The following is a 9,318-nucleotide window of genomic DNA, read 5'->3' on the forward strand; positions in this document are numbered from 1 at the left end:
GCCTATGCCTTGCTCCCTGGCGGCGGCCATCTGGGCCGCGGCGCGGTCGCCGACCAGTGCCGTGGCAACCGCCAGCGCCGATCGCGCCTCGCCTTCCTGGGTTTTGGCCAGCGTCCAGCGCAGATGCAACAGCGTCGCTTCTGCCTTGCGGATATCGGCCGACAGGTTCTTGAAGCGGGACGCCTGGCGCGCCTGGCGCTTCAGGCTTTCGATCTGGCTTTCCAGCTCGCCGACGACGTCGTCCAGCCGTTCCAGGTTCTGTTCGGCCGCCTTCAGCCGCAGTTCTGCCTCGTGGCGGCGGGTGTGCAGGCCGGAAATGCCTGCCGCCTCTTCGAGCAGGGCGCGGCGTGCCTGGGGCTTGGCCTGGATCAGTTCGCCGATGCGGCCCTGGCCGACCATCGACGGCGAACGCGCACCGGTCGACTGGTCGGCGAACAGAAGCTGCACGTCCTTGGCGCGGGCCTCCTTGCCGTTGATACGGTAAAGCGAACCGGCCTCGCGCTCGATGCGGCGCGACACCTGCAGTTCGTCGGCATCGTTGAAGGCAGCGGGCGCCGAGCGGTCGCTGTTGTCGAGGAAGAGCGTCACTTCGGCGGTGTTGCGCGCCGGACGCGTGCCCGAGCCGGAGAAGATGACGTCGTCCATGCCGGACGCGCGCATATTCTTGTAGGAGCTTTCGCCCATCACCCAGCGCAACGCCTCGACAAGGTTCGACTTGCCGCAGCCATTGGGCCCGACAATGCCGGTCAGGCCGCGTTCGATGACGAACTCGCCAGGCTCGACGAAAGATTTGAAACCAAGGAGGCGAAGGCGCGAAAACTTCATTCGCGCCGCCCGCTAAGCGGATTTCCGTGGTTTTGCGAAAGGAATTCGCAGCACAACGAGAAGCCGCGCACGCCGAAGCGCCGCCGCCTCAGGGCTGACTGGACGTCAGAGCAGAGGGTCGATGATGGCCGACATTTCCTCAATCGACATCGCCCCCTTGTAGGTCTTACCGTTGATGAAGAAGGTCGGTGTCGAGTCGACCTTGAATTCATTGGCGCCGCGCTTCTGGACCGATCTCACATCGTCCAGAAGTTTCTGGTCCGTCAAGCAGGCCTCGAAGGACTCCTGTGTAAAACCGGCGAGCTTCGAGATTTGCAGCAGCGCATCCTTGGTATTCTGGACGCCAACCCAGTTCGCCTGCTGCCGGAACAGGACGTCGACCATGGGGTAATAGTTATCCTTGGCGCAGCGCGCCAGCATAAAACCGGCTTCGGCGCTCGGGTCGAACGGGAATTCGCGCAGGATGTAGCGAACCTTGCCGGTGTCGATGTACTTGGTCTTCAGGTCCGGAAAGGTGGTCTCGGCGAAATGCGCGCAATGCGGGCAGGTCATCGAGGCGTATTCGACGATGGTGACCTTGGCGTCGTCCTTGCCAAGCTGCTTGTCGGGCAGCGCGCCCGGCTTCATCAGTTCCGTCATGTCCACGGTGCCCTGGGCTTCCGGCGCGGTGGCGGCGGCCGGCGTGGCCGGCTTTGCGGGAGCGGCCGGCTCAGCGGGCTTCACATTCGCAGCCTTCGCCTCCTCGCCAGAGTCGCTGCAGGCCGCGAGCAGGGCCACCGCCGGAATGGCGGCCAGCGAAGACAGGACGTTTCTGCGAGACAAGCTTTGGCCAAACGGGGGACGGTTCATACGAATCACCTGACAAGGGTTGGATTTTGCAATGCAAAGACACGAAAAGGCGAGAGTTGGCGCGAATTAAGGCATCTCGATCCCCAATCCAATCGCGAAACCTGACAAGGGCGATCACGAATGCGAGATATAGACGACGAATCCATGACTTTCTTCAAGACGCCTATGATTTTCTCTCCCCAATAATGGTCGCGCCAAGTTTCTCCAGCGAGGCGCGCAGTCCTTCATTATCGACCAGGCCGACAGTCCCCGACAATTTCGTCTTCTCAGCCGCGGTCAGCGGTCTCAGGGCCGGTCTGCGCTTTCCTTTGTCGGCTGTCACCGGCTTCTGCAGGATCCTGATGCGGTTGATGGCGGTGAAGCCGAGGAAGGCGTTGACCCGGTTGATGATCTCGCCCGTCTCGTGCTGCAGATGAAGTGCCGCCATGCCTTCGCAGGCAATGACCAGCACGGCCGGCTCGAACGGATCGTCCTCATGCATACGGCGCGGCCACTGGATTTTTTCGGGGCGCGAGTGGCTGGCCAGCCGTGGGCCGGCGATCTCGTCCCATGACTGGACGAGGCCGATCGAAATGCCGGCCCGCTTGCGCAGCACCGGATCGAGGATCCTGGTCGCGAGATCGCTGACCGGGACGGGATTGCCGTAGGGCGTTCTCCCTGCCATGTACGTCCTCCAGCGACGACCCAGCAGATACCGGCCAGGCCAATACAAGATCAATGGCACCAGCAGACCAGACCCGCAAGACCGCATCCTGGGATAGTGGCAAAGCCACATCCGCAGATAGCAGCATAGCTGCATCTGGAGATAGCAGCACAGCTGCATCCGGTGTCAGCGACGATATCGCATCCCGCCTGCTCGGCTGGTATGATGTGCATCACCGTGAATTGCCGTGGCGCATCACGCCCCGTGAGCATGCACGCGGCGTGCGGCCTGATCCCTACCGCATCTGGCTCTCCGAGGTCATGCTGCAGCAGACCACCGTCGAAGCAGTGAAGGCCTATTTCCGGATTTTCGTCGAGAAATGGCCCGATGTCGAGGCGCTGGCCGCGACGCCAGCGGAGGACGTGATGAAGGCCTGGGCCGGGCTCGGCTACTACTCCCGCGCCCGCAATCTCAAGGCCTGTGCCGATCTTGTGGCTGCGCGTGGCGGCCGGTTTCCCGACACGGAGACTGGTTTGAGAGAATTGCCCGGCATCGGCGCCTATACGTCGGCGGCCATCACGGCGATTGCCTTCGACCGCCCCGCCGCGGTTGTCGACGGCAATGTCGAACGTGTCATCTCCCGGCTGTTTTCGATCACAACCCCGCTCAGCGAAGCCAAGCCCGAGATCCGCGCCCATGTCGAGCGCATGGTGCCCGGGATAAGGCCTGGCGACTTCGCCCAGGCGATGATGGATCTCGGCGCCACCATCTGTACGCCACGCCGGCCACGCTGCATGCTGTGCCCGCTGCGCGAAGACTGCGACGCGGTCGTTTCAGGCGATCCCGAGCACTTCCCGGTGCGCCTGCCCAAGGCCGACAAGCCGCAGCGGCACGGCGCGGCCTTTGTCGCCGTACGGGCCGACGGCGCCATCCTTCTGCGCAAACGGGCCGAGAAGGGCTTGCTCGGCGGCATGACCGAGGTGCCGACGACAGGCTGGACCGCGCGGATCGATGGGGCAACCACGCAAGCGGCCGCGCCGTTTCCCGCCGACTGGCGGCATGCGGGCCGCATTGCGCATGTCTTCACGCATTTCGCTCTCGAACTCGAAGTCTTTCACGCTCACATCAAAGGTGATGCGCCAGACGGGCATTTCTGGTCGCTCGCTCACGAGATTTCCGGCGAGGCGCTGCCGACTGTCATGAAAAAGGCAATCGAGGCTGCGATACCCGGCGCGACGAAAAAGCCGTCGCCACACAGTGCAAAGAGGCCCCATGACTGAAATACGCCACATCGTTTTCGATATCGGCCGCGTGCTGATCCACTACGATCCCAACATTCCGTTCAGCCGCCTCATTCCGGATGCCGAAGAGAGAAAGTGGTTTTTCGACAATGTCTGCACGCATGATTGGAACATCGAGCAGGATCGCGGCCGGACCTGGGAAGAGGCCGAGGCGCTGCTGATCGCGGACCATCCCGATCACGCGGAAAACATCCGCGGTTTCCGCCGCCACTGGCACGAGATGGTGCCGCATGCCTATGAGGACAGCGTCGCCATCATGGTCGGTCTGATCGAGAGCGGCCACGACGTGACCATGCTGACCAATTTCGCCAGCGACACGCTGGCCGAGGCCCGCGAGCGCTTCGATTTCCTCAATCGTCCGCGCGGCGTGACGGTGTCGGCCGATATTCGCCAGATCAAGCCCGACCGAGCCATCTACGATCACCACGTCGCCGCATTCGGCCTCGAACCGGCCGCGACGCTGTTCATCGATGACAGCCAGAAGAATGTCGACGGCGCCAAGGCGGCAGGCTGGCAATCGGTGCTGTTCACCGACGCAAGGACGCTTCAAGCAGACCTTGAACGTCTCGGAATCAAGGCCTGATTTGAATCGCTTCGCGCGATCCGTTGAGCCTTTGAATCAAAGGCATTCGAAGCAATTGGCAGGGGCTCAGGCCCCTGCCCGCTCCATGCCGAGCCGCGCGATGCGGCGAAGCTCGTCGATCGGGGTCAGGCCACCGCTGCGCTCATAATGCCAGAAGGTCCAGCCGTTGCAGGCATCCAGCCCCTGCACTTCGGCGCCGACCTTGTGGATCGAACCGGCGCTGTCGCCGATCGCCACCGTGCCGTCGGCCCGCACCTTGGCCGCCCAGCGCTTCTTGGCATCGTAGAGCGTCGCACCCGGCATCATCAGGCCGGTGTCGATCAGGCTGACGAAGGCAACGCGCGGCTCGGCGCGCTTGCCCGTGAGAACGGTGAGATCGGCACCATCCAGCGGCCGCACCGCGTCGATGCGCTCGTTGGCGGCGTCGATGTAGGCCTGCTCGCGCTCGATGCCGACGAAATGGCGGCCGAGGCGCTTGGCCACCGCGCCGGTGGTGCCGGAGCCGAAGAACGGATCGAGCACGATGTCGCCCGGTTTGGTCGAGGCCATCATGATGCGGGCAAGCAGCGCTTCCGGCTTCTGCGTCGGGTGCAGCTTGTCGCCATTGTCGTTCTTCAGCCGCTCGCCGCCGGTGCAGATCGGAAACAGCCAGTCGGAGCGCATCTGGATATCGTCGTTGGACGCCTTCATGGCTTCGTAGTTGAAGGTGTAACCCTTGCCCTTCTGGTCGCGCGTGGCCCAGATCATCGTCTCATGCGCGTTCTGGAAGCGGCGGCCGCGGAAATTCGGCATTGGGTTGGTCTTGCGCCAGACGACGTCGTTTAGGATCCAGAAGCCGAGATCCTGCATCTTGGCGCCGACACGGAAGATGTTGTGATAGGAGCCGATGACCCAGATGGTGCCGTTGGGCTTCAGCACCCGGCGCGCCGCCAGCAGCCAGGCACGCGTGAAAGCATCATAGGCCTCGAAACTCTCGAACTGGTCCCAATCGTCGTCAACGGCGTCGACCTTCGACTGATCAGGGCGGTGCAGGTCGCCGTCGAGCTGCAGATTGTAGGGCGGATCGGCGAAGATGACGTCGATCGATTTTTCGGGCAGCCGGTCTAGCGCGGCGACGCAGTCGCCCTTGAGGATCGTGTCCAGCCATTCGGATTGCTGGGGAGCGTGGGAAAGCTCGTCGAGAAGACGCACGGCAGACATTCTGACACCCAAGGCACGCGTTACTGTTTACTCCTGGTTATGGTTACCGATCAGCGTAAATATTCCGTGAAGGCAAGGGACTGGTGTGGCGAATTTGCGAAGGCGGCCCTGTTGGTGTATGCCGCGCCGCCTGAGCCTTCCGAGGCCACTTCGCCCTCCCATTGTCCGGATCACCATGCCCCAGCCAGACCTTGTCATCTTCGATTGCGACGGCGTGCTCGTCGATTCCGAGATCATCGCCGCCCGCGTCGACGCCGAGCTTTTGACCTTGGCCGGATACGAGATATCGGCTGAGGAGATTTCGGAGAGCTATGCCGGCCTGACCTTCAAGGACATCATGCTGCGGGTCGAGGAAAAGTCCCGCATTCCCTTCCAAGCCTCTCTGATCGACAGGGAGGAACAATTGGTCGACCGCAAACTGCGCAGTGACGTCCGCGCCATCGATGGCGCGCGCGAGGCCGTTGCCGCGGTAACCGTGCCGCGCTGCGTCTGCTCGAATTCACGCTCCGAGAGGATCGAATTCATGCTGGAAAAGGTGCATCTTCTGCCGTTTTTCACCGACCGGATTTTTTCGGCGATGGAAACACCGACCGCGAAAACGAAACCGGCGCCGGACGTGTTCCTGTTCGCGGCGGAGAAACTCAACGCCAACCCGGCGAACACTTTCGTCATCGAGGATTCCGTGCACGGCGTCCACGGCGCAAGGGCGGCGGGCATGCGGGTGATCGGCTTCACCGGCGCGGGACACAGTTATCCCGGCCATGCCGACGCGCTCACCGAGGCCGGCGCCGAAACGGTGATCCGCCGCTGGGCAGAGTTGAAAAGCGTGATCGCCGCGCTGTCGGAGTGGTCGGACGCCTGAGAAGCGTGCGCCGCGACGCACGCCTCATGCAACTGCCGAGACCTAGTTCGTCGCGGCAGCCCTCTTGCGGCGGGTCTTCTTCGACTTGTTGGCCGTTGCCTGATGCGCGGTTTCGTCATAGCCGGCAAAGGCCTGATAATCCTGGGCCGTCGGCTCGGGCACGACGACATTGGAATCGGTGAAGACGAACTGCGTGGCAACGGAAGGATCGGTGACCTGGACCTGATACTGGTGGAGCTGCGAATAGAGGACCTGGGTGCCGTGCATCACCGCCGTTCGGATCGGCATGGTGATCGTGCCTGGAGAAAACTTCGGTCCGGGGACAATCTTGCCGGCGACCGCAATCTTCATCGCCAACTGGCCGTTGGCACGGCTGCAGTCGCGTGTCACGTCGCTGACCGACGCCTGGTAGATGATATTGGCCGAATCGTCGGGCGGCGTTGCAGCAGCGGCGTCAGCCTCGGCCTGGGCCGCGGCATCCTGCGCGGCATCGCCGGTCTTCTTGATCCTGGGCTTGGGCTTCTGAGCTTCCCTGGAATAGGTGTTGAAGAAGGCCGTGCCGTCGCGCACGGTCACCCTGGGACAATAGGCCTGCAACTGGCTGGCCAGGATCTTGGGATCCTGCGGCGGCGGTGGCGCCGTCGGGTCCTCCTTCTTGCCGATGCCGAGGTTCAGGATGCCATTGTCGCCCGATTGGCAGCCGGCGGCGGCAAGCATAAAGCCGGTGAGCGCAAGACCCGCCAAAAAGCGACCACTGAATGTACGAAACGCCATGAAACTGCACTTCCCTCTCGCAAAGCTGGTGACGTATATCAACCGCGCGGCAAAAATGCGACTGAGCCAGTGCAGAATTAACCACCTTGCGGTGGACGGAAAAAGCCAGGCAGTAACGGAATTGTGACATGCACTATGTGAGTACCCGCGGGGAAGCCCCCGTTCTTGGATTTTCCGACGCCGTGCTGGCTGGGCTGGCGCGCGACGGCGGGCTCTACGTGCCGCGCGAGTGGCCACAGTTTTCCGCCGCCGAGATCCGCGCCATGCGCGACCTTGCCTATCCCGACCTTGCCATCCGCGTGCTGTCGCCGTTCCTTGGCGGCGAAATCCCGGCGCCCGTCTTCGAGCGGCTGGTCCGCGAAGCCTATGCCACCTTCCGCCACGAGGCTGTCTGCCCGCTGGTGCAGACCGGCCCCAACACCTTCGTCCTGGAACTCTTCCACGGGCCGACGCTCGCCTTCAAGGACGTGGCGATGCAGCTTCTGGCCCGGCTGATGGACCATGTGCTTGCCGAACGCGACCAGCACGCCACCATCGTCGGCGCCACCTCGGGCGATACCGGCGGGGCTGCCATCGATGCCTTTGCCGGTCGCAGCCGGACCGACATCTTCATCCTTTTCCCGCATGGCCGCGTCTCGCCGGTGCAGCAGCGGCAAATGACGACGTCGACGGCTGCAAATGTCCATGCGCTGGCGATCGAAGGCAATTTCGACGATTGCCAGGGCCTGCTCAAGGACATGTTCAACGATCACGGCTTTCGCGACCGGGTGGCGCTTTCGGGCGTCAATTCGATCAATTGGGCCCGCATCATGGCCCAGATCGTCTATTATTTCTCCTCGGCGCTGTCGCTCGGCGCGCCGGACAGGCCGGTTTCCTTCACCGTGCCGACCGGCAATTTCGGCGATATCTTTGCCGGCTATGCCGCCAAGAAGATGGGCTTGCCGATCGATCGGCTGGTCATTGCCACCAATGACAACGACATCCTGGCGCGCACTTTTTCGACCGGCGAATACCGCACCAAGGGCGTCTTTGCGACCACGTCGCCGTCGATGGATATCCAGGTGTCGTCGAATTTCGAACGCTTGCTGTTCGAGGCCTCCGGCCGTGACGCCGCGACCGTGCGGCGCTACATGGACGGCCTGAAGCAGTCCGGTGCTTTCACCATCGAACCCCACCAAATCGCCGGGATGCGGTCCGAATTCGACGCCGGCCGCGCTGATATGGACGAGGTCGCCGCCACCATCCGCTCGACGCTCGCGACCAGCAACTATCTGCTCGATCCGCACACTGCGGCAGCCGTGCATGTCGCCGCAGGCAAGGCGTCAGGCGCCGTGCCGATGGTGGTGCTGGGTACAGCACACCCGGCAAAATTCCCGGCCGCCGTCGAAGCCGCCAGCGGCGTGTCGCCCGCACTGCCCGCATGGCTAGGTGGGTTGATGACATCGGAGGAAAAATACACGGTACTTCCATCCGACCTGAAAATGGTGGAAGATTACGTCGGCCGCCGCGCGCGGGCGGCGCGTTAGGGAGTAGTAGCCATATGGGTGTTGAGGTAAGCCGTCTGTCGAACGGCCTGACAGTCGCCACCGAAACCCTTCAAAGCATCGAATCGGTTGCCCTTGGTGCCTGGGTGAAGTCGGGTGCCCGCAATGAACGTGACGACGAGCATGGCATGGCCCATCTGCTCGAGCACATGGCGTTCAAGGGCACGAAAAGGCGGAGCGCCTTCGAAATCGCCTCGGAGATCGAGGACGTCGGCGGCGAAATCAACGCCGCCACCAGCGTCGAGACCACCTCCTACTATGCCAGGGTGCTCTCCGACGACGTGCCGCTAGCCGTCGACATTCTTGCCGACATCCTGCAGGAGTCCGAATTCGACCCGCAGGAACTCGAACGCGAACAGCATGTGATCCTGCAGGAGATCGGCGCCGCGCACGACACGCCCGACGACATCGTCTTCGACCGTTTCACGGAAACCGCCTATCGCCATCAGACGATTGGGCGCTCCATTCTCGGCACGCCCGAAACGGTCAAGTCCTTCACCTCGAAACAACTTCACGACTTCATAGAGCGGCAATATGGCGCCGAGCGCATGGTGATTGTCGCCGCCGGCGACATCAAGCATGACAATTTCGTGCGCGAGGTCGAAAAGCAGCTCGGCGGCTTCCGCAGCAAGGCCGACAGCACCATCCCGCAATATGCGCAATATGTCGGCGGCGATTTTCGCGAGGACCGCGACCTGATGGACGCGCAGATCGTGCTGGGGTTCGAAGGCCGGGCC

The 9,318-nt window shown here is 62.9% G+C and carries 11 protein-coding genes; 6 read left to right on the forward strand and 5 right to left on the reverse strand.

Going from position 1 to position 9,318, the window contains the following annotated elements; all coding sequences use genetic code 11:
* The 3 genes from EN879_RS13175 to EN879_RS13185 all read right to left on the reverse strand — a co-directional run.
* Positions 1–825, reverse strand: an 825-nt coding sequence (locus EN879_RS13175) for a chromosome segregation SMC family protein (RefSeq protein ID WP_164774397.1), incomplete at its 3' end; no start/stop codon positions are given.
* Positions 826–930: 105 nt separating this feature from the next.
* The gene (locus EN879_RS13180) at positions 931–1,674 is read right to left on the reverse strand and encodes a DsbA family protein (RefSeq protein WP_013532754.1); all 744 of its coding nucleotides are present in this window, start codon (positions 1,672–1,674) and stop codon (positions 931–933) included.
* Positions 1,675–1,837: 163 nt separating this feature from the next.
* Positions 1,838–2,338, reverse strand: coding sequence for a DUF721 domain-containing protein (locus EN879_RS13185; RefSeq protein ID WP_013532755.1), 501 nt, complete (start codon positions 2,336–2,338; stop codon positions 1,838–1,840).
* Positions 2,339–2,391: 53 nt separating this feature from the next.
* Between EN879_RS13185 and mutY the strand changes: the two genes are divergently transcribed.
* A complete protein-coding gene (mutY, locus tag EN879_RS13190) occupies positions 2,392–3,597 on the forward strand; it encodes an A/G-specific adenine glycosylase (RefSeq protein WP_013532756.1) in 1,206 nt (401 codons plus the stop codon).
* Complete coding sequence (locus tag EN879_RS13195) at positions 3,590–4,201, forward strand: HAD family phosphatase (protein ID WP_013532757.1); 612 nt, start codon at positions 3,590–3,592, stop codon at positions 4,199–4,201. The genes mutY and EN879_RS13195 overlap by 8 nt, the downstream gene beginning before the upstream one ends.
* 66 nt (positions 4,202–4,267) lie before the next feature.
* Here the strand turns inward: EN879_RS13195 and EN879_RS13200 are convergent, their stop codons facing one another.
* Positions 4,268–5,401: a site-specific DNA-methyltransferase gene (locus EN879_RS13200; protein ID WP_013532758.1), complete on the reverse strand. Its 1,134-nt coding sequence runs from the start codon at positions 5,399–5,401 to the stop codon at positions 4,268–4,270.
* Between the two features lie 175 nt (positions 5,402–5,576).
* On the opposite strand from EN879_RS13200, the gene EN879_RS13205 reads away from it, so the two are divergent.
* Complete coding sequence (locus EN879_RS13205; protein WP_013532759.1) at positions 5,577–6,263, forward strand: HAD family phosphatase; 687 nt, start codon at positions 5,577–5,579, stop codon at positions 6,261–6,263.
* A gap of 42 nt (positions 6,264–6,305) precedes the next feature.
* Here the strand turns inward: EN879_RS13205 and EN879_RS13210 are convergent, their stop codons facing one another.
* Positions 6,306–7,037 carry a hypothetical protein gene (locus EN879_RS13210; RefSeq protein WP_013532760.1) on the reverse strand — a complete coding sequence of 244 codons (732 nt, stop codon included), beginning with the start codon at positions 7,035–7,037 and terminating at the stop codon, positions 6,306–6,308.
* On the opposite strand from EN879_RS13210, the gene EN879_RS40590 reads away from it, so the two are divergent.
* The 3 genes from EN879_RS40590 to EN879_RS13220 all read left to right on the forward strand — a co-directional run.
* A complete protein-coding gene (locus EN879_RS40590; protein WP_263499029.1) occupies positions 7,036–7,164 on the forward strand; it encodes a hypothetical protein in 129 nt (42 codons plus the stop codon). The genes EN879_RS13210 and EN879_RS40590 overlap by 2 nt on opposite strands.
* A 1-nt stretch (position 7,165) precedes the next feature.
* On the forward strand, positions 7,166–8,563 hold the full coding sequence (thrC, locus tag EN879_RS13215) for a threonine synthase (protein ID WP_013532761.1): 1,398 nt from the start codon (positions 7,166–7,168) through the stop codon (positions 8,561–8,563).
* A gap of 14 nt (positions 8,564–8,577) precedes the next feature.
* Positions 8,578–9,318 (forward strand): pitrilysin family protein (locus tag EN879_RS13220; RefSeq protein WP_164774398.1); only part of this gene is annotated, 741 nt, incomplete at its 3' end.

The organism is Mesorhizobium sp. M7A.F.Ca.AU.002.02.1.1, assembly GCF_003998535.1.
GTDB classification, from domain to species: domain Bacteria; phylum Pseudomonadota; class Alphaproteobacteria; order Rhizobiales; family Rhizobiaceae; genus Mesorhizobium; species Mesorhizobium ciceri.

Bases quoted from the DNA above. Each gene is read 5' to 3' on its own strand.
- EN879_RS13200 (WP_013532758.1), bottom strand. From the start codon at position 5,401: ATGTCTGCCGTGCGTCTTCTCGACGAGCTTTCCCACGCTCCCCAGCAA.
- EN879_RS40590 (WP_263499029.1), top strand. From the start codon at position 7,036: ATGAAACTGCACTTCCCTCTCGCAAAGCTGGTGACGTATATCAACCGC.
- EN879_RS13195 (WP_013532757.1), top strand. From the start codon at position 3,590: ATGACTGAAATACGCCACATCGTTTTCGATATCGGCCGCGTGCTGATC.
- EN879_RS13205 (WP_013532759.1), top strand. From the start codon at position 5,577: ATGCCCCAGCCAGACCTTGTCATCTTCGATTGCGACGGCGTGCTCGTC.
- mutY (WP_013532756.1), top strand. From the start codon at position 2,392: ATGGCACCAGCAGACCAGACCCGCAAGACCGCATCCTGGGATAGTGGC.
- thrC (WP_013532761.1), top strand. From the start codon at position 7,166: ATGCACTATGTGAGTACCCGCGGGGAAGCCCCCGTTCTTGGATTTTCC.
- EN879_RS13210 (WP_013532760.1), bottom strand. From the start codon at position 7,037: ATGGCGTTTCGTACATTCAGTGGTCGCTTTTTGGCGGGTCTTGCGCTC.
- EN879_RS13185 (WP_013532755.1), bottom strand. From the start codon at position 2,338: ATGGCAGGGAGAACGCCCTACGGCAATCCCGTCCCGGTCAGCGATCTC.
- EN879_RS13180 (WP_013532754.1), bottom strand. From the start codon at position 1,674: ATGAACCGTCCCCCGTTTGGCCAAAGCTTGTCTCGCAGAAACGTCCTG.